This is a genomic window from Kaistia sp. SLG-1, assembly GCF_059699055.1.
In genome coordinates this window covers 1,893,345-1,915,497 of the sequence record NZ_AP048544.1, presented here as the reverse complement: position 1 = coordinate 1,915,497, position 22,153 = coordinate 1,893,345, and the positions used below count along the sequence as shown (strand labels likewise).

Annotated in this window: 21 protein-coding genes and 1 riboswitch; of the genes, 11 read left to right on the top strand and 10 right to left on the bottom strand. The window is 67.7% G+C overall.

What is annotated here, in order from left to right:
• Positions 1–51 precede the first annotated feature (51 nt).
• Positions 52–1,176: a site-specific DNA-methyltransferase gene (locus AC6HZP_RS08520; protein WP_201403145.1), complete on the bottom strand. Its 1,125-nt coding sequence runs from the start codon at positions 1,174–1,176 to the stop codon at positions 52–54.
• 201 nt (positions 1,177–1,377) lie between these two features.
• Between AC6HZP_RS08520 and AC6HZP_RS08515 the strand changes: the two genes are divergently transcribed.
• From AC6HZP_RS08515 to AC6HZP_RS08505, 3 genes are all read left to right on the top strand, one after another.
• Complete coding sequence (locus AC6HZP_RS08515) at positions 1,378–2,823, top strand: vWA domain-containing protein (RefSeq protein WP_497526213.1); 1,446 nt, start codon at positions 1,378–1,380, stop codon at positions 2,821–2,823.
• 190 nt (positions 2,824–3,013) lie between these two features.
• Entirely contained in the window at positions 3,014–3,694 is a 681-nt protein-coding gene (locus tag AC6HZP_RS08510; RefSeq protein ID WP_497526212.1) for an HAD family hydrolase, read from the top strand.
• A gap of 16 nt (positions 3,695–3,710) precedes the next feature.
• Positions 3,711–4,136: a DUF1284 domain-containing protein gene (locus AC6HZP_RS08505; RefSeq protein ID WP_497526211.1), complete on the top strand. Its 426-nt coding sequence runs from the start codon at positions 3,711–3,713 to the stop codon at positions 4,134–4,136.
• A 175-nt stretch (positions 4,137–4,311) separates the two neighbouring features.
• On the opposite strand, the gene gcvPB is transcribed toward AC6HZP_RS08505, so the two are convergent.
• From gcvPB to AC6HZP_RS08480, 5 genes are all read right to left on the bottom strand, one after another.
• Entirely contained in the window at positions 4,312–5,892 is a 1,581-nt protein-coding gene (gene gcvPB / locus AC6HZP_RS08500; protein ID WP_497526210.1) for an aminomethyl-transferring glycine dehydrogenase subunit GcvPB, read from the bottom strand.
• Positions 5,889–7,232 (bottom strand): aminomethyl-transferring glycine dehydrogenase subunit GcvPA, encoded by a 1,344-nt coding sequence (gene gcvPA, locus AC6HZP_RS08495; protein WP_497526209.1) that lies wholly within the window; start codon positions 7,230–7,232, stop codon positions 5,889–5,891. The genes gcvPB and gcvPA overlap by 4 nt, the downstream gene beginning before the upstream one ends.
• A gap of 104 nt (positions 7,233–7,336) precedes the next feature.
• The gene (gene gcvH / locus AC6HZP_RS08490) at positions 7,337–7,708 is read right to left on the bottom strand and encodes a glycine cleavage system protein GcvH (RefSeq protein WP_201403139.1); all 372 of its coding nucleotides are present in this window, start codon (positions 7,706–7,708) and stop codon (positions 7,337–7,339) included.
• A gap of 26 nt (positions 7,709–7,734) precedes the next feature.
• The gene (gene gcvT, locus AC6HZP_RS08485; protein WP_497526208.1) at positions 7,735–8,886 is read right to left on the bottom strand and encodes a glycine cleavage system aminomethyltransferase GcvT; all 1,152 of its coding nucleotides are present in this window, start codon (positions 8,884–8,886) and stop codon (positions 7,735–7,737) included.
• A gap of 172 nt (positions 8,887–9,058) precedes the next feature.
• Positions 9,059–9,157, bottom strand: a riboswitch (glycine riboswitch).
• A 191-nt stretch (positions 9,158–9,348) separates the two neighbouring features.
• Complete coding sequence (locus tag AC6HZP_RS08480) at positions 9,349–9,912, bottom strand: hypothetical protein (RefSeq protein ID WP_201403137.1); 564 nt, start codon at positions 9,910–9,912, stop codon at positions 9,349–9,351.
• A gap of 267 nt (positions 9,913–10,179) precedes the next feature.
• Here AC6HZP_RS08480 and thrC point away from each other — a divergent pair, with 267 nt between their 5' ends.
• The 7 genes from thrC to rnhA all read left to right on the top strand — a co-directional run bounded on the left by thrC (position 10,180) and on the right by rnhA (position 19,272).
• A complete protein-coding gene (thrC, locus tag AC6HZP_RS08475; protein WP_497526207.1) occupies positions 10,180–11,586 on the top strand; it encodes a threonine synthase in 1,407 nt (468 codons plus the stop codon).
• A gap of 40 nt (positions 11,587–11,626) precedes the next feature.
• Complete coding sequence (locus AC6HZP_RS08470) at positions 11,627–12,904, top strand: M16 family metallopeptidase (RefSeq protein ID WP_201403135.1); 1,278 nt, start codon at positions 11,627–11,629, stop codon at positions 12,902–12,904.
• Positions 12,905–13,121: 217 nt separating this feature from the next.
• A complete protein-coding gene (locus AC6HZP_RS08465) occupies positions 13,122–13,709 on the top strand; it encodes a GNAT family N-acetyltransferase (protein WP_201403134.1) in 588 nt (195 codons plus the stop codon).
• 150 nt (positions 13,710–13,859) lie between these two features.
• Positions 13,860–16,733, top strand: coding sequence for an EAL domain-containing protein (locus AC6HZP_RS08460; RefSeq protein ID WP_497526760.1), 2,874 nt, complete (start codon positions 13,860–13,862; stop codon positions 16,731–16,733).
• A 109-nt stretch (positions 16,734–16,842) separates the two neighbouring features.
• Positions 16,843–17,826: a 4-hydroxy-3-methylbut-2-enyl diphosphate reductase gene (gene ispH, locus AC6HZP_RS08455; RefSeq protein ID WP_497526206.1), complete on the top strand. Its 984-nt coding sequence runs from the start codon at positions 16,843–16,845 to the stop codon at positions 17,824–17,826.
• Between the two features lie 10 nt (positions 17,827–17,836).
• The gene (locus tag AC6HZP_RS08450; protein WP_201403131.1) at positions 17,837–18,802 is read left to right on the top strand and encodes a homoserine kinase; all 966 of its coding nucleotides are present in this window, start codon (positions 17,837–17,839) and stop codon (positions 18,800–18,802) included.
• The gene (rnhA, locus tag AC6HZP_RS08445; RefSeq protein WP_201403130.1) at positions 18,799–19,272 is read left to right on the top strand and encodes a ribonuclease HI; all 474 of its coding nucleotides are present in this window, start codon (positions 18,799–18,801) and stop codon (positions 19,270–19,272) included. Before AC6HZP_RS08450 ends, rnhA begins: the two co-directional genes overlap by 4 nt.
• A gap of 6 nt (positions 19,273–19,278) precedes the next feature.
• Here the strand turns inward: rnhA and AC6HZP_RS08440 are convergent, their stop codons facing one another.
• From AC6HZP_RS08440 to AC6HZP_RS08425, 4 genes are all read right to left on the bottom strand, one after another.
• Entirely contained in the window at positions 19,279–19,671 is a 393-nt protein-coding gene (locus AC6HZP_RS08440) for a type II toxin-antitoxin system VapC family toxin (RefSeq protein WP_497526205.1), read from the bottom strand.
• 2 nt (positions 19,672–19,673) lie between these two features.
• A complete protein-coding gene (locus AC6HZP_RS08435; protein ID WP_497526204.1) occupies positions 19,674–19,940 on the bottom strand; it encodes a type II toxin-antitoxin system Phd/YefM family antitoxin in 267 nt (88 codons plus the stop codon).
• A gap of 47 nt (positions 19,941–19,987) precedes the next feature.
• Complete coding sequence (locus AC6HZP_RS08430; protein ID WP_497526203.1) at positions 19,988–20,470, bottom strand: peroxiredoxin; 483 nt, start codon at positions 20,468–20,470, stop codon at positions 19,988–19,990.
• An 80-nt stretch (positions 20,471–20,550) separates the two neighbouring features.
• Complete coding sequence (locus AC6HZP_RS08425) at positions 20,551–21,387, bottom strand: protein-disulfide reductase DsbD domain-containing protein (RefSeq protein ID WP_497526202.1); 837 nt, start codon at positions 21,385–21,387, stop codon at positions 20,551–20,553.
• A 131-nt stretch (positions 21,388–21,518) separates the two neighbouring features.
• On the opposite strand from AC6HZP_RS08425, the gene AC6HZP_RS08420 reads away from it, so the two are divergent.
• Positions 21,519–22,130, top strand: coding sequence for a YqgE/AlgH family protein (locus AC6HZP_RS08420; protein WP_497526201.1), 612 nt, complete (start codon positions 21,519–21,521; stop codon positions 22,128–22,130).
• The last annotated feature ends 23 nt before the right edge of the window (positions 22,131–22,153 follow it).

The window sequence follows — 22,153 nt, the reverse complement described above, 5'->3', positions numbered from 1 at the left end:
CTGCCAGCAGCCAATCAGGACACCGCGAAGCCGGGGCTTCGCGGCGTCGGCTCAGCCTCCGGCTGCAGCCAGTTCATCGCGGACGATCTTGCGAAGATCGTCGATCGAGGTCAGCCGTCCGTTGTGATGGACATGCCAGAAGGTCCAGCCGTTGCAGGCGTCGAAACCCTGCACCAGCGCGCCGACGCGATGGATCGAGCCCATCAGCGCGCCGGATTCGAGCGATCCGTCGGCGCGGACGCGGGCCTGGTGGCGACCGCGCGAATCCGTCAGCACGGCGCCCGGAACGATCAGGCCGCGCTCCAGCAGCGTGCCGAACGGGATGCGCGGCTCCGAACGCTTGCCCTTGAGCAGCTCGAGGGCAGCGGCCGGCGCCGTCTCGACGGCGTCGATGCGGGCCTGCGCGGCGTCGATATAGCTCTGCTCGCGCTCGACGCCGACGAAGTGGCGGCCGAGGCGCTTGGCGACGGCGCCGGTCGTGCCGGAGCCGAAGAACGGGTCGAGGACGACGTCGCCGGGCTTCGTCGAGGCAAGCATGACGCGGGCGAGCAGCGCTTCCGGCTTCTGGGTCGGATGCACCTTGTGCCCCTCTCCGTCCTTCAGCCGCTCATGGCCGGTGCAGATCGGCAGCAGCCAGTCGGAGCGCATCTGCACGTCGTCATTGAAGGCCTTCATGGCCTCGTAGTTGAACGTGTATTTCGAGTTCTGGCCGCGCGAGGCCCAGATCATCGTCTCATGCGCGTTGGTGAAGCGCTTGCCGCGGAAATTCGGCATCGGGTTCGACTTGCGCCAGACAACGTCGTTCAGGATCCAGAAGCCGAGATCCTGCAGCGTCGCGCCGACGCGGAAGATGTTGTGGTAGGAGCCGATGACCCAGAGCGCGCCATCGGGCTTCAGCACGCGGCGAACCGCGAGCAGCCAGGCGCGGGTGAAGGCGTCATAGGCCTCGAAGCTGTCGAACTTGTCCCAATGATCGTCGACCGCGTCGACGACCGAATGGTCCGGACGGGTCAGCCCGCCTTCGAGCTGCAGGTTATAGGGCGGATCCGCGAAGACGAGGTCGACCGACGCGGAAGGCAGCTTCTCCAGCGCGGCGACGCAATCGCCCTTGATGATGGTGTCAAGCCAGGGCGCCCTGTGAGCGACCTCGGCCGGCTTCCGAGCGAGTGCCTTCATTTCCCAACTCCCCGACGCAACAAGAACATGCGCCTATGGTTAGCGAACAGGGTGAAGGACGCGTTAGCAAGTATGGTTAATCAATTGTAACCACGCCGGATTGCACGTCTTTCGGTACATTCGACATCGTTTTGCCGAATCTCTTGGGTTATGGTTTCGGCAAAGAAGGACCCGGCGCCGGGTCGCATGTTCGAGGCCATCATGATCCGCGGTTTCCTTGCCCTGCCGGCTGCGCTGGCTCTCCTCTGCGCCACCAGCGTTTCGGTGCTCGCCGACGACGTGATGCTGGTGCTCGACGCCTCCGCCTCCATGGCCGGCAAGCTCGGCCGCGACCGCAAGATCGACCTGGTCGCCGACAGCATCGAAGCGGCCGTCGCCGATTTCCCGACCGAGGCGCGGATCGGCATGCTGGCCTTCGGCTCCAAGAGCAAGACGAGCTGCACCGACGCCTCCGTCATCGTGAAGCCGCAGCGCAACGGCAACGAGGCCGTCACCGCCGCCGCCGCCAAGCTGCAGCCGCGCGGCAAGGCGCCGCTGGCCGTCGCCGTCGAGCGCGCCGCCAACGCGCTCGACTACAAGAGCGCCCGCGCCACCGTCATCGTCTTCGTCGACAAGGTGGAAGCCTGCGACGCCAATCCCTGCGTTCTGGCGGAATCGCTCGCCAGCCGCGCCAAGGACCTGACCGTCGAGGTGATCGGCCTCGGTCTCGACGACAAGGAGATCGAGCAGGTCGCCTGCCTCGCTGACAAGACCGGCGGCAAGTTCATCAACGCCAAGGACGGCACCGACGTCGCCGGCGGCCTCGCCGCGGCGCTCGCCGCCGCCAAGGCGCCACCGGCGAACCTGCCCTCGGCCCATATCGAGGCGCCGGCCAAGGTGATCCAGTCGAGCGTGTTCGACGTCGCCTATGACGGCCCGAAGGTGAAGGGCGACCGCATCCAGATCGTCTGGCCGGGCCTGCCGGCGGGATCGGAAATCCGCAGCGCCCTCGTCGACAAGGACGGCAAGATGCGCCGGCTGCGCGCGCCGACCGAGGCGGGCACCTACGAGATCCGGTACTACCATCCGAAGCTCAACGTCATTCTCGCCACGCAGTCCATCGAGGTGGACGTCAAGCCGACCACCGTCACGGTCGACGAGCATGTCGGCGCCGGCGCGCCCGTGAAGGTGGTCTGGTCCGGCCCGGCCTCGTCGAAGGACGAGATCCGGATCGCGCCGGCCGGCGCCGCGCCCGGCACGAAGCTCGCCGCCATTCCCGTCAACAAGGACGGCCGCGCGCTGACCTTCATCGCCCCGACGACGGCCGGCCGCTACGAGGCGCGCTACCTCTCGGCCGAGGACAATGCGGTCGCCGCCACCGCTTCCTTCACCGTCGACGCGCCCTCCGCCTCGCTCAAGGGCCCGGACACGGCCCAGGCGGGCAGCCGGATCACCGTCGACTGGTCCGGCCCCGCCGCGCGCTACGACGACATCGTCATCGCCCGCACCGACATGGAAGCCGGCGATCACCTGACCATGGCCCGCATCCGCCCGGATCGCCCGACCGTCAGCATCGTCGTTCCGAAGGATCCGGGCCGTTACGAGCTGCGCTATATCGCCGGCGACGGCACCGCGATCTTCGCCCGCGCGCCGCTCACCGTGCGCTGATGGCCGCCCGGCGGAAGAGTCGCGACAGAACGGGCCAAGACAGTTCCGCCGCGATCTGGTAGAGAGCCCGCTGGCTCGCGGGTTCGATCCTCCTCCACGCTCGACCCTGCCTCTTCGCTCCCTTGCAACGCGCCGTCTCAGCCGAACTTCCGGAATTCGAGATCGCGCTCATACCGACCGGAAGTCCCTCATGCTTGTTCTTTTCGATTGCGACGGGGTGCTCGTCGATTCCGAAATCATCTCCTCCCGCGTCGACAGCGAACGGCTTTCCGCCATCGGCTACGATATCTCGGTCGAGGAAATGTCGCACCGCTTCGCCGGCCTGACCTGGGAGCGCATCTCCAAGCTGATCGAGGCGGATCTCGGCCACGCGCTGCCGGAGAACTTCCACGCCGAGACCAATGCGGAGCTCGACCGGCGCCTCGCCAAGGATCTGCAGATCATCCCCGGCGTGCAGGAGATGCTCGATCGCCTCGACTACCCGCGCTGCATCTGCTCGAACTCCTCGCCCGAGCGGCTGAAGATCTCGCTGACCAAGACCGAGCTCTATGACCGGTTCCGGCCCTACATCTTCTCGGCTGTCGCCGTCCGCAACAAGCAGCCGAAGCCGGCGCCCGACGTCTACCTGCATGGCGCGGCGGAGTTCGGCGTCGATCCGAAGGACTGCATCGTCGTCGAGGATTCGACCCATGGCATCCATGCCGGCCGCGCCGCCGGCATGCGCGTCATCGGCTTCACCGGCGGCATGCACTCCTGGCCCGGCCATGCCGACGCGCTGACCGCCGCCGGCGCCATCACGGTGATCAACCGCATGGCCGACCTGCCGGCGACCATCGAGGCGCTGGCCGCCTGGAACCCGGACGACCTCTGAGCCGCGGGGCGCACCCATGACGGTCCGGCTTCGCGCCCATCACCTGCTCTGCATGCTGACCTATGTCGGCAAGGGCTACACGCCGGATTTCTGCGCCAATTACGACATCATCGCCGCGCGGCTGACGCGCGGCGAGGACATCCTCCTCGTCAGCGGCCCGGACGATGTCTGCGCGCCGCTGCTGTCGACCGAGGACCCGCACTGCCACAATGAGAGCGTGCTCGACCGCGACGCCGAGGCGGCCGCCTCGATCGCCGCCCTGCTCGACGCTCCCGTCCAGCCGGGCTTCCGGCTCTCCCTCGACGCCATGACGCTCGCCCGCTTCCGCGCCGCCTTCGCCGCCGGAACCACCCGCACGGCCTGCGGCGGCTGCGAATGGTCGGGGCTCTGCGACAGCGTCGCCGGCGGCGGCTTCCAGGGCACGCGGCTGGCAGGGGGCTAATCAGGAAGAAAGACCCTCACCCAACCCTCTCCCGCGAGCGGGCGAGGGCTTTTTGGCCGGTGCTCGGCATCGACCGGGCGCCATGCTCTTCCAGCTGTCACCAATCGCCCTTGCGGACGCAGGCGAGCCCCCTCTCCCGCGAGCGGGAGAGGGTCGGGGTGAGGGTTCGTCCGCCCTACTCCGCCGCGGCCGCCTCCACCCACGGCTCCGGCTTTTCCCATTTGAGCTTGGGCGAACGGGCGGCGCGGGTTTCGTCGAGGCGGCGGCGCGGGGCGAAGCGCGGCGCCTGCTGGAAGCGCTCGAGATCGCCTGCCTTCGCCTTCATCACGAGATCGCGGAGCGTCGCGATGAAGAGGTCGAGCGAGGCCTTCGATTCCGACTCGGTCGGCTCGATCAGCATCGCCCCGTGCACGACGAGCGGGAAATACATCGTCATCGGGTGATAGCCCTCGTCGATCATCGCCTTGGCGAAGTCGAGCGTGGTGACGCCGGTCCCCTCCAGGAACGTGTCGTCGAACAGCACCTCATGCATGCAGGTGCGGTCGCCGGAGGGCTGGCTCATCAGGTCGCGCAGGCCCGCGCGGACATAGTTGGCGTTGAGCACCGCGTCCTCCGACGCCTGCTGCAGCCCGTCCGAACCATGCGACAGCATGTAGGAGAGCGCCCGCACGAACATGCCCATCTGGCCATGGAAGGCGGTCATGCGGCCGAAGGGTGTTTCCCCCGGCAACAGCGCCTCCTCGCTTTCGACCAGCACCGGGCCCTCCGCCTCGATGCGGACGAAGGGCAGCGGCGCGAAGGCGGCGAGCCGCTCGGAGAGCACCACCGGACCCGCGCCCGGCCCGCCGCCGCCATGCGGGGTGGAGAAGGTCTTGTGCAGGTTGATGTGCATGGCGTCGACGCCGAGCTCGCCGACCTTGGCCTTGCCGACGATCGCGTTGAAGTTGGCGCCGTCGCAGTAGAAATAGGCGCCCGCCGCATGCACGGCGGCGGCGATCTCGACGACGTCGCGCTCGAACAGGCCGCAGGTGTTCGGGTTGGTCAGCATGATCGCGGCGACGTCGGGCGAGAGCAGCGCCTTGACCGCCTCCGGCGCGACGGTGCCGTCGGCGCGCGCCGGCACGGTGACGACCTTGAAGCCGATCAGGGCCGCGGTGGCCGGGTTGGTGCCATGCGCCGATTCCGGCACCAGAACGATGTTGCGCGTCTCGCCCTTGGCGGCGATGGCGGCCTTGATCGCCATCATGCCGCAGAGCTCGCCATGCGCGCCGGCCTTGGGCGACAGCGCCACGGCCGTCATGCCGGTCATCTCGATCAGCCAGCGGCCGAGCTCGGCCATCAGCTCGACCGCGCCCTTGACGGTGGAAAGCGGCTGCAGCGGATGCACGTCGCCGATACCGGGCAGCCGCGCCACCTTCTCGTTCAGGCGCGGATTGTGCTTCATCGTGCAGGAGCCAAGCGGATAGAGGCCGCTGTCGATCGAGTAGTTCTTCTGGCTGAGCCGCACATAGTGGCGCATCGTCTCGGGCTCCGAGAGGCCGGGAAGATCGATGGGCTGCTTGCGCGCGAGCTTGCCGAGACGGGGCGCGAAATCCGCCGGCTCGTCGAGATCGACGCCGGTGACGTCGTGGCGTCCGACCTCGAACAGCAGCGCCTCCTCGATCTGCAGGGCGCGGTTGCCGGTGAAGGTATCGGGAATGGCCGAGGTCGCGGCGGTGGCGGCGACGGTGGGACGGCCCTGGCTGTTCATGCTCATGCGAGCACCTCCGCGAGCGCGGCCACGAAGGCGGCGCGGTCTTCATCCGTATTCACTTCGGTCGAGGCGACGAGCAGCAGGTCGGCGAGTTCGCTCTTGCCGGGCTCCAGCCTGGAGACGGGCACGCCGGCGAGTACGCCCTTCGCTGCCAGCTTCTCGACGATATCAGCGGCGTCGCCGGGAAGCCGGATGGTGAACTCGTTGAAGAACGAGTCATTCAAGAGGCTTACGCCCGGCAGCGCAGAAAGCGATTCAGCGAGTTTCACGGCATTGGCGTGATTGATCCGCGCCAGTCGCGCCAGGCCCGTTTCGCCGAGCAGCGTCATATGAATCGTGAACGCCAGCGCGCAAAGCCCTGAATTCGTACAGATATTCGACGTCGCCTTATCGCGGCGGATATGCTGCTCGCGGGTCGAGAGCGTCAGCACGAAGCCGCGCCTCCCCTCCGCATCGACCGTCTCCCCGCAGAGGCGGCCCGGCATCTGGCGGACGAATTTATGCCGCGTGGCGAACAGGCCGACATAGGGCCCGCCGAAGGAGAGCGCGTTGCCGATCGACTGGCCCTCGCCGACGACGATGTCGGCGCCCTGCGCGCCCGGCGGCTCGATCAGGCCGAGCGAGACGACCTCGGTGAAGACGGCGATCAGCAGCGCACCGACCTCATGCGCCTTCGCCGCGATCGGCGCGAGATCGATCAGATGGCCGTAGACGGAGGGCGACTGCACGACGACGCAGGAGGTGGTGGCGTCGATCGCGGCGAGGATGTCCTCGGTGCCACGGGGATCGGCCGGGAGCGACGTCACCGTGTCGCCCGCCATCGGCGACAGCGACTCGACCACGGCGCGATAGTGCGGATGCAGCCCGCCGGACAGCACCGCCTTGTTGCGCTTGGTCAGCCGGTGCGCCATCAGCACCGCCTCGACCGTCGCGGTCGAGCCGTCATACATCGAGGCGTTCGCTACCTCCATGCCGGTCAGATGCGCGACCTGGGTCTGGAACTCGAACAGATATTGCAGCGTCCCCTGCGTGATCTCCGGCTGGTAGGGCGTGTAGGAGGTCAGGAACTCGGAACGCTGGATCAGGTGGTCGACGGTCGCCGGCACATGGTGCTTGTAGGCTCCGGCGCCGACGAAGAACGGCACCGACGAGGCCGCGACGTTCTGCGCCGAAAGCCGGCCGAGCGTCCGCTCGACCGAGATCTCGCCGGCGGCCCGCGGCAGGTCGAGCCCGTGCACGCGAAGATCCCTCGGGATGTCGGCGAAGAGGTCGTCGATCGAGCCGACGCCGATCGTCGCCAGCATCGCCTGCCGGTCGCTGTCGGAATGGGGAAGATAGCGCATCTTCTGGTTCTCTCCTTCACCTCTCCCCGGGGGAGAGGTCGACGGCGGCGCCGTCGGGTGAGGGTTTTGGGGGAGAGGTGTCGGAAACGATCCGGTCCACCGGCCTAGAGCGTCTCGACAAAGGCCCGGTAGGCCGCCTCATCCAGGAGGCCCTCCAATTCGCTGGGTTCGGTCAGCGTCAGCCGGATGAACCAGCCGTCGCTCTCCGGCGCGTCGTTGATGGTCGAGGGCGAATCCGGGAGCTTCGAGTTGACGGCGATGACGAGGCCGGAGACCGGCGCGTAGACGTCGCTCGCCGCCTTGACGGATTCGACCACCGCCGCCTCGTCGCCCTTGGCAAAGGTCTTCCCGACCTCGGGAAGCTCGACATAGACGACGTCGCCGAGCTGCGACTGCGCATAATCGGTGATGCCGATAAGGGCCGAGTCGCCTTCGAGGCGGACCCATTCGTGGTCTTTGGTGAAGTAGACGGTCATGTGGTGGTCTTCCCTGGAAAGGCCGTTCAGGCTTGCTTGCGGAAATAGCGGTGCGGGACGAAGGGCATGGGCACGACCGAGGCGGCCAGATCCTTGCCGCGGACGACGAGCGTGACCGGCGTGCCGGGCGCGGCGTGCTCGGCCGCGACATAGCCCATGGCGATCGGGCCGCCGGCCGTCGGGCCGAAGCCACCCGAGGTGACGATGCCGATCTGACGACCGGAGGCGTCTCGGATCTCGGCGCCCTCGCGGGCGGGCGCCCTGCCCTCCGGCTTGATGCCGACGCGGAGCTGCGCCGGGCCGTCGGCGAGCTCGCCCTGGATGCGCTCCGCGCCCGGAAAACCGCCCTCGGCGCGGCGGCGCTTGGCGAGCGCGAAGCCGAGATCGGCCTCGACCGGCGAAGTCGCCTCGTCGATGTCGTGGCCATAGAGGCAGAGCCCGGCCTCAAGCCGGAGCGAATCGCGGGCGCCGAGGCCGATCGGCTCGACCTCCGGCTCGGCCAGCAGCGCGCGCGCCAGCGACTCGGCATGGTCTTCGACGACCGAGAGCTCGTAGCCGTCCTCGCCGGTATAGCCGGAGCGGCTGATGTGGCAGTCGATGCCGTCGATGGTCGTGCGGATCGCCGTCATGAAGCCCATGGCGGCCGAATCCGGACAATGGCGCGCCAGCACCTCGGCCGCCTTCGGCCCCTGCAGGGCGATCAGCGCGAGCTGCCCGGCAATCTCGAGCTGCACCCCTTCGGGCAGGTTCGCCGCGATATGGGCGTAGTCGATCGTCTTCCGGCCGGCATTGACGACCAGATAGAGCGTGCCGTCCTCGCTGGGATCGGCCGAGCGCGTCACCATCAGATCGTCGATGATGCCGCCCTCGGGCGTCGTCAGCAGCGTGTAGCGGACGCGGCCGGGCGCGAGCGCCAGAAAGTCGCCCGGCGTCAGCGCCTCCAGCGCGCGCGCCGTCGTCGCGTGGTCCGGCCCGACGAGATAGGCCTGGCCCATATGCGAGACGTCGAACAGGCCGGCGCTGTCGCGGGTCCAGTTGTGCTCCGAGAGAATGCCGAGCGGATATTGTACCGGCATGGAATAGCCCGCGAACGGCACCATGCGGGCGCCGAGTTCGCGATGGAGGCCGGCGAGCGGCGTCTCGAGCAGGATGTCTTCTGTAGTGGCCGAATCAGCCATGCACCGGATCCCTGAACAGAGTCGTTGGCACGGGCAGGCCTGAATGGCCTGTTCCGCGCCCCCTCTGTCCGAGAACCTGAGAGATTTCCCGCCCTGCCGATGCGGCAGAGGCGGCTACTCCTTCGGTGAGCCCATCGTCGGAATCCCGACCAAGGGCTGCTTTCCAGAGCGTCGCCGACCGTCCGGTCCGTTGGCCTGAGAGTTTCCGGGGCGGTTGCTCCTTCGGCGCCGACGAGGATTTCACCCCTTCGGTCTCTCCCGGCGGTCGTTCAGCCTGCGCCCGAGGGCGCCGGCTCGGCCGGGTCGCGACACGGACCCAGCTTGGAAGCTACTGTAGGTTCGCGCGCGCCCCTGTCAATCGACGGCGCGCGCGATCCTGCCTCATTGTGCGGCAGACGGCGATCTCAGCTGCGACGCCTCGTCGTCAGCTGCGACACGAGTCGTCAGCCGAGCCCCGGATCGTCAGCTACGACGCTGCTTGGCGGGCGTCGCCTTGTCGTCGAGGCCGACATAGATGTGGAAGTCGGTGTTGCCCTCGGAGATCGGCACCACGATCGATTCGTCGATCTTGGTGAAGTCGGCGGCGAGTTCCGGCGCCTGCAGCGGCACCGCGATGCGATGCAGCTCCGACTTCAGCACCTTGTCGCGGCCTTCCATGACGACGACCCGGACCGGGACGTTGACCGTCTGCGCCTTGCCGGCCGGGCCGGAAGCGACGCGGCCCTTGATGCCGAGCTTGACGGTCACGCCGCCGCCGGGCGCCTTGAAGCATTCCCGCGCCGTGTCGGTGATCGCCACCTGGTAGACCACCGGCGGGCCGGCCCCGGTGATCGGGTCCGGCTTGCCGGGCGCGAGGACCTTGAATTCCTCGGTGCCGGGCCGCACCGCGACCGGCGGGCAATTCACCGTGTAGCCGAAGTTCTCGGCCGAGACGATCGTCGCGTTCTGCAGATTCTTGTTCGGCGCACCGAAGAGCGCATTGTTGACGACATTGCCGCCACCACCGGATGACGAGCCATCGGTCACGCTCGAACAAGCGGAGACCAGGCCAGCCAGGGCGGCCACCGAAACAAAGGCCACGAGGCGACGCGACGCGCTCGAGCCACCGAAAGAAGAACCATGCATCCCAATAATCCTCGACGCTGATGCGCGACGTCTATAACAGTCCGATTGATCTTTGGCGACTTAGTGGCTGACGACCCGCCGCACCTTGCCCGCCGCATCCCGCGACGATAGGGTTGCAGCAAAGGGCGGCTTGCCACAAGTCTGGCCGCATGTGGAGGCGTTTCTTCCGTGAAATATGTGAGCACGCGCGGCATTGCCCCCGCGCTCGGCTTCTCCGACGTTCTTCTGGCTGGGCTCGCGCGTGACGGCGGCCTGTATGTCCCCGAGACATGGCCGGCATTTTCTTCCGAGAGCTTCGCGCGCCTGAGAGGGCGTCCCTATGACGAGGTCGCCTATGCGGTGATCCATCCGTTCGTCGCCGGCGAGATCGCCGATGCCGATTTGAAGCGGATGTGCGCCGAGGCCTACGCGACCTTCCGCCACCCGGCCGTCGCCCCCCTGGTGCAGACCGGCCCGAACAGCTTCATCCTCGAGCTCTTCCACGGGCCGACGCTCGCCTTCAAGGACGTGGCGATGCAGCTGCTCGCCCGGCTGATGGACCATGTGCTGGCCGAACGCGGCCGGCGCGCCACCATCGTCGGCGCGACCTCGGGCGATACCGGCGGCGCCGCCATCGAGGCGTTCCGCGGCCGCGCCGCCACTGACATCTTCATCCTGTTCCCGCATGGCCGCGTCTCGCCGGTGCAGCAGCGGCAGATGACGACGGTGCATGACGCCAACGTCCACGCCATCGCGCTCGAAGGCACGTTCGACGACTGCCAGGCGATCGTGAAGGGCCTGTTCAACGACCACGGCTTCCGCGATCGGGTCTCGCTGTCGGGCGTCAATTCGATCAACTGGGGCCGCATCGTCGCGCAGGTCGTCTATTACGTCACCGCCGCGCTCTCGCTCGGCGCGCCGGACCGCTCGATCTCGTTCACGGTGCCGACCGGCAATTTCGGCGACGTGTTCGCCGGTTATGTCGCCAAGAAGATCGGCTTGCCGATCGACCGGCTGGTGATCGCCACCAACACCAACGACATCCTGGCGCGCACGCTCGAAAGCGGCCGCTACGAGACGACGGGCGTCGTGCCGACCCAGTCGCCCTCGATGGACATCCAGGTCTCGTCGAATTTCGAGCGGCTGCTGTTCGAGGCCGCCGGCCGCGACGGCGACACGGTGCGCCGCCTGATGGATAGCCTCGGCCAGTCCGGCGCCTTCACGATTCCGGAAGCCGCACTCGAAAGCATCCGCGGCGAGTTCGCCGCCGGCCGCGCCAACGAGGCCGAGACCGACGCCACCATGCGCGACACGCTCGCCTCGACCGGCTACCTGGCCGACCCGCACACCGCCGTGGCGCTTGCCGTCGCCGCGCGCCAGCCGGTCACTTCATCGCCGATGGTGACGCTCTCGACCGCCCATCCGGCCAAGTTCCCGGCCGCCGTCGAGGCGGCGACCGGCATCGACCCTGCCCTGCCCGCCTGGCTCGGGGATCTCATGCAGCGGGAGGAACGCTTCACCGTTCTTCCCAACGACATCGGTGCCATCGCCCGCTTCGTCGAAGCCCGCGCCCGCGCCATCCACGAAAAGGTGTGAAGATGGTGCTCGACGCAAAGCTGACGCCGGTGATCCGCGCATGACCGTGCAGGTGACGAAACTCAAGTCGGGGCTGACGGTCGCGACCCACGACATGAATCACCTGGAAAGTGCTGCCCTCGGCGTCTGGGTCGGCGCCGGCTCGCGGCGCGAGGAAACGTCGGAGCACGGCATTTCCCACCTGCTCGAGCACATGGCGTTCAAGGGAACGCACAAGCGCTCCGCCACCGATATCGCCGAGGAGATCGAGGCGGTCGGCGGCGAACTCAACGCTGCGACCAGCGTCGAGACGACCTCCTACTACGCCCGCATCCTGAAGCCGGACGCGGAGCTCGCCGTCGACATCCTGAGCGACATTCTCTGCAACTCGGCCTTCGACGCCGACGAGCTGAAGCGCGAGCAGCACGTCATCGTGCAGGAAATCGGCGCCTCGCTCGACACGCCGGAAGACCGCGTCTTCGACTTCTTCGTCGAGGGTGCCTATCCCGACCAGCCGATCGGGCGGACGATCCTCGGCACCGAGGAGACGGTGCGGCGCACGCGCTCGCACGATCTTTCGACCTATCTCGATCGCCATTATCACGGCCCGAACATGGTGCTGGCTGCCGCCGGCGCCATCGACCACGACGCGCTCGTCAAGCTGGCGGAAGACCGTTTCTCCTCGCTTCCCTCGGCCGAGCTCACCGACGGCATCGCCGCGCATTATCGCGGCGGCGACATGCGCGAGACGCGCGACCTGATGGAAGCGCAGATCCTGCTCGGCTTCGAGGGCATGCCCTACAAGTCGGACGACTTCCACGCGGTGCAGATCCTCGCTTCGCTGCTCGGCGGCGGCATGTCCTCGCGCCTGTTCCAGGAAGTGCGCGAGAAGCGTGGCCTCTGCTATTCGGTCTACGCCTTCCACTGGAGCTTCGCCGACACGGGCCTGTTCGGCATCCATGCGGCGACCGGCGGCGACGACATCGAGGACCTGATGCCCGTCATGCTCGGCGAGCTGGAGCGCGCGAGCCTCGACATCACCGAGGCCGAGCTCGGACGCGCCCGCGCCCAGATGCGCGCCAGCCTGCTGATGAGCCTGGAAAGCCCGGCAGCCCGCGCCGGCCAGGTGGCCCGGCAGATGCTGCTGTTCGGCCGTCCCATTCCGGTCGAGGAAATCGTCGCCCGCATCGACGACGTCAGCGTCGCCCGCGTGCGCGACCTCGCCCAGCGCATCTTTACCGGCAGCCCGCCGACCGTCGCCGCGATCGGCCCGATCGAGAAGCTGATCGGCCGCGACGAGATCGCCACGCGCCTCGGGTCGCCCATCGTGGCGGCCTGAGCCTCACCGCTGGACGGTCCGGATTGGCCCGGAAGCGGGCCGGGAAGTGGGGACGTTCGATCCAGCCTGAATGGTCACGCTGGGTGCCAGAGCGTTTCGAGCGAAGTGGATCCCGGTTCGCGTCGAGAAAACGCGACCAAACAAATAGCTAGATCCCTCCGTCGCTTCCATGAAACGATGAAGGGATCTAGTGCGGAGCGGGGGCGCGGCACGACAAATGGAATTTCTGCGATCCGTCGTGCCATTCCACCCCATGCCGGAAATCCGGACCGGCATGGTGCTGCTTCGCCCGCCGGCTCTCTCCGACTTCGCCGCCTGGGCGAGCCTGCGCGCCGAGAGCCGCGCCTTCCTGACGCCGTGGGAGCCGCTGTGGCCGGTCGACGACCTGACGCGCGGCGCCTTCAAGCGCCGGCTCCGCCGCTACCAGCGGGAAATCCGCGAATCGACCGGCTACCCGTTCCTCGTCTTCACCGCCGACGGCCGGCAGCTGGTCGGCGGCCTCACGCTCTCGCATGTCGTGCGCGGCGTCACCCAGTCCTGCTCACTCGGCTACTGGATGGGCGCGCCCTATGCCGGCAAGGGACTGATGACTGCGGCCGTGAAGGCCGTCATTCCCTTCGTCTTCGATACGCTGCGCCTGCATCGCCTCGAAGCCGCCTGCCTGCCCCACAACGCCGCCTCCATCCGCCTTCTCGAAAAAGCCGGATTCTCGCGGGAAGGCTACGCCCGTCGCTACCTCTGCATCGAAGGCCGGTGGCAAGACCACCTGCTCTACGCGATTGTCAGCGATGACCCACGACCATGACGCCCACGACACCGCCCCGGCGCGCGCCTGCAAGTCCCGACGTTCTGTCGCTAACTTGTCACGCGGCCGAAAATTCCTTGTGCCGTCCCGGCGCGGATAGTACTGCTCGACGGCCTTCGGGCTCTGGAGGTTTGTTTGTTGCTTAACCGCATCGTCGCCGCGGTCTTTTTCGTTCTGCTCGCGGTCGTGGGCACATCCACGCATGTCCAGGCGCTCGACGCCGTCAACGTCCCGCTCGACGGCACGACGCTCGACCTCACCCGGGCTGTCGAACGTGCGTCGCGGGATCCGTCCGATCGCGTCCAGGTGTCGACGGCGCCCGCTGCGGACGGCATCGTCCGCCGCATCGAGGTTCGCTCGAACGAAGGCGGCGGCACCTCCTACTGGGTCTCCTTCGCACTCACCAACAATGGCGACGAGCAGATCGACCGCCTGCTGGTGGCGCCGCATTTCCGCCTCGCCAATTCCGGCCTGCTGATCCCCGACCTCGGCGCCTCGCGCATCGCGACCGTGACGCCGAGCCAGGGCTTCGCGCCGGAACGGCAGCCGAGCCAGGAAGCCGACGTCTTCCGCATCACGCTCGATCCCGGCGCGGTCGTCACCTTCGTGGCCGAGCTGCGCACCCCGGTGCTGCCGCAGCTCTATCTCTGGGATCCCGACAACTACAAGGACGCCATCAACAGCTACACGCTGTATCACGGCATCGTCCTTGGCATTTCCGGCCTTCTGGCGCTGTTCCTGACCATCGTCTTCGTGGTCAAGGGCACGGCGATGTTCCCGGCGACCGCCGCCCTCGCCTGGTCCGTCCTGATCTATCTCGCGATCGATTTCGGTTTCTGGAACAAGGTGATCCAGATCGCGCCCGGCGACGACAAGATGTGGCGCGCCTTCGCCGAGGTGCTTTTGTCGGCGACGCTGCTGATCTTCACCTACACCTATCTGAACCTGAACCGATGGCACGCGCGCTATAGCCACGCGACGATCGCCTGGCTGGTCGGCCTGCTGATCCTGCTCGGCGTCGCCGTGTTCGAGCCGGGCATCGCCGCCGGCGTCGCGCGCTTCTCCTTCGGCCTCACGGTCACGCTCGGCTTCGTCGTCATCCTGTATCTGGCGGTGCACCACTACGACCGCGCCATCATGCTGATCCCGACCTGGGTGCTGCTGATGGTCTGGATCCTCGGCGCCTATCTGACGGTGACCGGCAATCTCACCAACGACGTCATCCAGCCGGCGCTGAACGGCGGCCTCGTACTGATCGTGCTGCTGATCGGCTTCACGGTGATGCAGCACGCCTTCGCCGGCGGCGCGATCGCCCAAGGCGCCATCGGCGAGACCGAGCGACGGGCGCTGGCACTCACCGGCGCCGGCGACATCGTCTGGGACTGGGACGTCTCGCGCGACCGCATCTATACCGGCACCGACGCCGAGGACCTGCTGGGCCTCAAGCACGGAACGCTGGAAGGCCCGGCGCGCGACTGGCTCGACGTGCTGCACCCCTCCGACCGTGACCGCTTCAAGGCGACGCTCGACGCCGTCATCGAGCAGCGTCGCGGCCGCATCGCCCAGGATTTCCGCCTGCGCGCCGAGGACGGCCATTATCGCTGGTTCCACCTGCGCGCCCGCCCCGTGCTCGGCTCGGACGGCGAAGTGACGCGCTGTGTCGGCACGCTCGCCGACGTCACCGAGGAGCGCACGGCGGAAGAGCGGCTGCTGCACGACGCCGTGCACGACAACCTGACCGGCCTGCCGAACCGTGAACTGTTCATGGACCGGCTCGCCTCGGCCGTCACCCGCACCCAGGCCGAGGGCGCGGCGCGCCCGTCCGTCTTCGTGCTCGACCTCGACCGCTTCAAGCACGTCAATGACGGCTTCGGCCTCTCGGTCGGCGATTCGATCCTGCTGACGATCGCCCGCCGTCTGACGCGCCTGCTGAAACCGCAGGATACGCTGGCCCGCATTTCCGGCGACCAGTTCGCCTTCCTGCTGATCTCGGAGAGCGAGCCCGAGCGGATTGCCGGCTTCGCGGATTCGGTCCGCCGCACGCTGCGCGCGCCGATCTCGTTCGGCGACAAGGAAATCTTCCTGACCGCCTCGATCGGCATCGCCATGCATGACGGCAAGCAGAGCGACGCGCAGGAGATCGTCAAGGACGCCGAGATCGGCATGTACTACGCCAAGCGCCTCGGCGGCGACCGCATCGAGGCCTTCCGGCCGGCGCTGCGCCAGCACGGCGCCGACACGCTGACGCTGGAGGCGGATCTCCGCCGCGCCATCGGCCGCGAGGAGATCAAGGTGCTTTACCAGCCGATCGTGCGGCTGGAAGACCGGACGATCGCCGGCTTCGAGGCGCTGGCGCGCTGGGACCATCCCCAGCACGGCCGCATCCCGCCGGCGGAGTTCATCCCGCTCGCCGAGCGCAACGGCCTGATCATCCCGCTCGGACTGTTCGTGCTCGAGCGCGCCGCCAAGCAGCTCTCCGACTGGCAGGAGCAGCTCGGCCGCGACGTGCCGCTGTTCGTCTCGGTAAACGTCTCCAGCCGGCAGCTGCTGCGCCACGACCTCATCAACGACGTGAAGTCGGTGCTCTCCCGCTCGGCCGTCACCCGCGGCTCGCTCAAGCTCGAGATGACCGAGAGCCTGGTGATGGAGAACCCGGAATATGCGGCGCAGGTGCTGACCCGCGTCCGCGAGCTCGGCGCCGGCCTGTCGCTCGACGATTTCGGCACCGGCTATTCCTCGCTCTCCTATCTGCAGCGCTTCCCGTTCGAGACGCTGAAGATCGACCAGAGCTTCGTGCGCGGCCCCTCGGCCAAGCAGAAGCGCGTCATCCTGCGCGCCATCATCGGCCTCGCGCACGAGCTGGAGATGGACGTCGTCGCGGAGGGCGCGGAGACCGAGGACGACGCGCTCGATCTCTACGATCTCGGCTGCGAATACGCGCAGGGCTTCCTGTTCGGCCAGGCCATGACCGCGACCGAGGCCAGCAAGCTGATCTTCCGCGAGGAAGAGGCGCTGATCGCCTGAGAGGCCGCGGCGGAAGGACGCCGCGCGCGAAGCGGGAGGCGGAACCGCCGCTTGACAGCGGCGGGCCCGGTCCCTCTATTCCCGTCTGATGTCGATCCGAGAACCCAGCATGGCCGACGCCGTCTCCCCCTCCTCCGCCAAGCCGCCGCTTGAGATCCTGCTCTGCGCGCCGCGCGGCTTCTGCGCCGGCGTCGACCGCGCGATCCAGATCGTCGAGCTGGCGCTGGAGCGCTTCGGCGCGCCCGTCTATGTCCGGCACGAGATCGTGCACAACCGCTATGTCGTCGACGGACTGCGCGACAAGGGCGCCGTCTTCGTCGAGGAGCTGGACGAAATCCCGGACGACGGCCAGCCGGTGGTGTTCTCGGCCCATGGCGTGCCGAAATCCGTGCCCGAGGACGCCCGCGCCCGCGAGATGTTCTTCCTGGACGCCACCTGCCCGCTCGTCTCCAAGGTGCACAAGGAAGCGCAGATCCACTTCAAGCGCGAGCGCGAGATCGTGCTGATCGGCCATGCCGGTCATCCCGAGGTGATCGGCACGATGGGCCAGCTGCCCGAGGGCTCGGTCACGCTGATCGAGACCGTCGCCGATGCCGAGGCCTATCAGCCGAAGAATCCGCAAGCACTCGCCTTCATCACCCAGACGACGCTCTCGGTCGACGACACCTCGGCGATCGTCAAGGTGTTGACGGAGCGCTTCCCGGCGATCACCGCGCCGCACAAGGAAGATATCTGCTACGCGACGACCAACCGCCAGGAAGCGGTCAAGCGCATCGCCGGCGGGGTCGACGCGATGATCGTCGTCGGCGCGCCCAATTCGTCGAATTCGCAGCGCCTGCGCGAAGTGGCCGAGCGGGAAGGTTGCCCCGTCTCCGTGCTGATCCAGCGCGCCGCCGACATCGACTGGTCGCTTTTCGGCGACCTTAGCCGCGTCGGCGTCACCGCCGGCGCCTCGGCGCCGGAAATCCTGGTCGAGGAGGTGATCGACGCCTTCGCCGCCCGCTATACGGTCTCGGTCGAGGTCGTGCGCAACGCCGAAGAGACCATCGCCTTCAACCTGCCCCGCGAACTTCGCCTTCCAGCCGCAGAATGAGTCTTTCCTGATGGCCGTCTATACCGAGATCGCCGACGATGAGCTCGCATGCTTCATCGAGGGCTACGACATCGGCTCCGTGCTGTCCCTGAAGGGGATCGCCGAGGGCGTCGAGAACTCCAACTACCTGCTCGTCACCGACGCCGGTCCGCACATCCTCACCCTCTACGAGAAGCGCGTCGATCCGAACGACCTCCCCTTCTTCGTCGGGCTGATGGAGCATCTGGCGGCGCGCGGCATCATCTGCCCGCAGCCGGTGCGCAACCGCGAGGGACACGCGCTCGGCACGCTGGCCGGCCGGCCGGCGGCGATCGTCACCTTCCTGCAGGGCATGTGGGTACGCCGTCCGCGCGCCGATCATTGCCTCGCCGTCGGCGGCGCGCTCGCGAAGCTGCATATCGCCGGCGAAGGTTTCGAGCTGACCCGCCACAATGCGTTGACCGTCGATGGCTGGCGCCCGCTGTTCGACCGCGCCTCCGCCCGCGCCGACGAGGTGCTGCCCGGCCTCGCCGCCGACATCGCGGCCGAGCTCGATATCCTCGAGGCCGCCTGGCCGACCGACCTGCCGCGCGGCGTCATCCACGCCGATCTCTTCCCCGACAACGTGTTCTTCCTGCATGACGCGCTGTCGGGCCTGATCGACTTCTATTTCGCCTGCAACGACTTCCTCGCCTATGACGCCGCCGTCTGCCTGAACGCCTGGTGCTTCGAGCCGGACGGCTCGCTGAACGTGACCAAGGCGCGGGCGCTGTTGAACGGCTACCAGAAGGTGCGCCCGTTCACGCCGGAGGAGCTCCAGGCGCTGCCGCTGCTGGCGCGAGGCTCGGCGCTCCGCTTCCTGCTGACGCGGCTCTATGACTGGCTGAACGTACCGCCCGGCGCGCTCGTCGCGCCCAAGGATCCGCTCGAATATTGGAAGAAGCTGCGCTTTCACCGCACGGTGAAGGACGTCAGCGCATATGGATTGACCTTGTGACTGAAGAAACCCGCATCGCCATCTGGACCGACGGCGCCTGTTCCGGCAATCCCGGACCGGGCGGCTGGGGGGCCGTTCTCATCGCCGGCGAGCATGAGAAGGACCTGAAGGGCGGCGAAGCCGACACCACCAACAACCGCATGGAGCTGACGGCGGCGATCGAGGCCCTCGACGCCCTGAAGCGCCCCTCGGTCGTCGATATCCATACCGACTCGCAATATGTGAAGGGCGGCATCACCGGCTGGATCCACGGCTGGAAGCGCAATGGCTGGAAGACGGCGGACAAGAAGCCGGTCAAGAACGTCGACCTCTGGCAGCGCCTCGACACGGCCCTGCAGCGCCACAAGGTGACCTGGCACTGGGTCAAGGGCCACGCCGGCAACGAAGAGAACGAGCGCGCCGACCAGCTCGCGCGCGAGGGCATGGCGCCCTACAAGACGGCCCGGAAGAAAAGCTTCTCGCCCGGCTGATCGCCCCTAGCCCTCCCAGAGCCGGCGCACGCCAAACGCATCGAAGCGCCGCTCGCTGGAGACAAGCTCGACATTCTCGATCAGCGCCTGGGCGATCAGCAGCCGGTCGAACAAATCGTCATGCGCGCCCGCGAGCGTCTCGGCGCGCGCGGCATGCTCCGTCGTGATCGGCAGCCGGCCGAAGCGCTCCTCGTCGATCTCGCTTTCGATGTCGGCTGTGAGGCGCTGCAGGCCGGGCAGGATGCCCGCCCTCGCCTTCTCCAGCAGCTCCAGTATCGAGGCCGCGCTGACCAGCGGTTCGTTGGCGGGGTCGGCGATCGCCTCGCGCGCCGGCGGCGCCAGCCGCGCGCTCCCCATCATCCACCAGAGCCACACATGGGTATCGAGAAGCAGCCGCATGGCTAGTGATCCCATGCGGTTTGATCGTTCCCCGGAAACGGCTCGAAAAAGCGATCGTCGAAATCGATCTGGCCCCGGAGACGGCCTGGAACCCTTGGGGTATCCGGCGCGACGGCCGGCTCGCCGCCGACGATCGGGACGATGCGGGCGACTGTTTCGTCGCCCCGCATCAGGACGACCTCCTCGCCCGCCTGCGCCTGAGCCACAAGGCGGGAGAGGTTCGTCTTCGCTGCGTGCATCTTGACCCGTATCATGGCGCGGAAACCCATCAGCTAATCCCTAGCTAGAAGGTTTCCGTTACGGAAACAAGCAGCGTTTAAAGCAGTTCGAGGATCGCCGCCGCGCCGGAGACCGAGACGCCGCCCGCTTCCTCGACGTTGAGCGTCTTGACGACGCCGTCCTCGACGATCATGGCGAAGCGCTTGGAGCGGATGCCGAGGCCGTTGGCGGAGAGGTCGAACTCCAGGCCGATCGCCTTGGTGAACTCGCCGGAACCGTCGGCGAGGAACAGGATCTTGTCCTCGGCGTTCGTCGCCTTGGCCCAGGCGCCCATGACGAAGGGATCGTTGACGGCGAGCACGGCGATGGTGTCGACGCCCTTCGCCTTGATGGCGGCGGCCTGGTCGATATAGCCCGGCAGATGGTTCTTGTGGCAGGTCGGGGTGAAGGCGCCGGGGACGGCGAAGAGGACGACCTTCTTGCTGGCAAAGATGTCGGCGTCGGTCTTTTCGACGACGCCGTCGGGGGTCGAGACGCGGAATTTCGCGGCGGGAATGCGGTCGCCGACCGAGATGGTCATCGCGGGCTCCATGGATAGCGATTGGACGGAAAGGGATAGAGCGGAAGGGATGACACGGGGACCGTGTCACGGCCGGGAGGTTACGGCCTGGCGTCGCCGCCGTCGAGCTTGAATGTCCGGCTCGTCGCAGCGCCGCCATTCGTCAGCGTCAAATGGAGTTCCGTGCCGTCGATCGGCCCGGCGGCCGACTTGCGATCGACGGCGAAGCGGAACACGGTCTCGCCGCCCGGGGCCGCCACGGGCTTCGGCGGGTCGGCGTACCAGTCTCCCGGCGTCTCGACGAAGAGAGACGCCTCGGACGGCTTGCCCGCGATGAAGCCCACCTCGAATTCCGGCTTCTTGTCAGGGCCGCCGACGCGCTTCAGCGAGCGGATCTCGAATTCGCCCGGCCGGCCGGGGCCCGGAAGGGCCGCCTGCGCCGCCGCGATGACGCGCGCGCCTTCCTTGTCGTCCGCATCCGCGGGCAGCTCCAGGTCGGCCCTGAGGTTGACGGGAATGCAGATCTCCTCGCAGACGCCGATATCGAGGACGACGTCGAGCCGCACCGGCTGGGCGGGATCCGGCACCGTCATCCTGAGCGGCAGCACGACATGGTCGCGATAGACGTTCGACGCGGCATAGCCGTCGTCGTAGCGCACCGGCGCCGGGAAGCTGACCGTCACGTCGCGGGCGTTGGTGGAGGCGGAGAAATCAAAGCGCGGCGGCACGCCCGCGTCGCCCGGCGAGCGCCAGTAGGTCTTCCAGCCCGGCTCGAGCTTGATCTCGATCGCGCCCTGCAGCGAACCGTCGGCCGCGGGCGCCGTGGCGAGCAGCCGGACGCGGACATTGTCGGTGGCGACCCAAGGTCCCGTCGTCGCGCTGGCGGGCGCGGCGGCGGCAAGAAGAAGGCAGGTTGCGGCGAAGGTCCGGATCAACATGCCGGAAGGCTATCCGTCGATTCCGGCAATCTCCAGACCGGGATTTGCCTCTCCCATCATTTGTTCGTGTCCCGACCTTTACGCGAACTGCCGGATTTTTCTTTTGGGGCACTCGTGGTACCCTTGGCGCCATGATTGGGAACCGGTTTCGCTCGATCTCCGAGCCAAGCTATCTCGACGGGCAGCTCCTCATCGCCATGCCCAGCATGGAGGATGGCCGCTTCGCCCGCTCCGTCGTCTATATCTGCGCCCACTCGGCCGACGGCGCCATGGGCATCGTGGTCAACCAGGTCGCCCCGCAGATCGACTTCGCCGATCTCCTGATGCAGCTCGACATCATCCCGGAAGGCCCCGAGATCCGGCTGCCGCCGGTCGCCAACCGGATGATCGTGCAGCGCGGCGGCCCGGTCGAGACCGGACGCGGCTTCGTGCTGCACAGCGCCGACTATTTCATCGAGAATTCGACGCTGCCGATTGACGACAACATCTGCCTGACCGCGACGCTGGAGATCCTGAAGGCGATCGTCGCCGGCTCCGGCCCGAAGAGCGCGATGCTGGCGCTCGGCTATGCCGGCTGGGCGCCGGGGCAGCTCGACGCCGAGATCCGCGCCAATGGCTGGCTGCACTGCGCCGCCCGCCCCGAGCTGATCTTCGACCATGACCTCGGGTCGAAATATGATCGCGCCATGGCGCTGATCGGCGTCGATCCTGCCATGCTCTCCGGCGAATCCGGGCACGGCTGAGCCGCCCCATACCGAACGCGCGG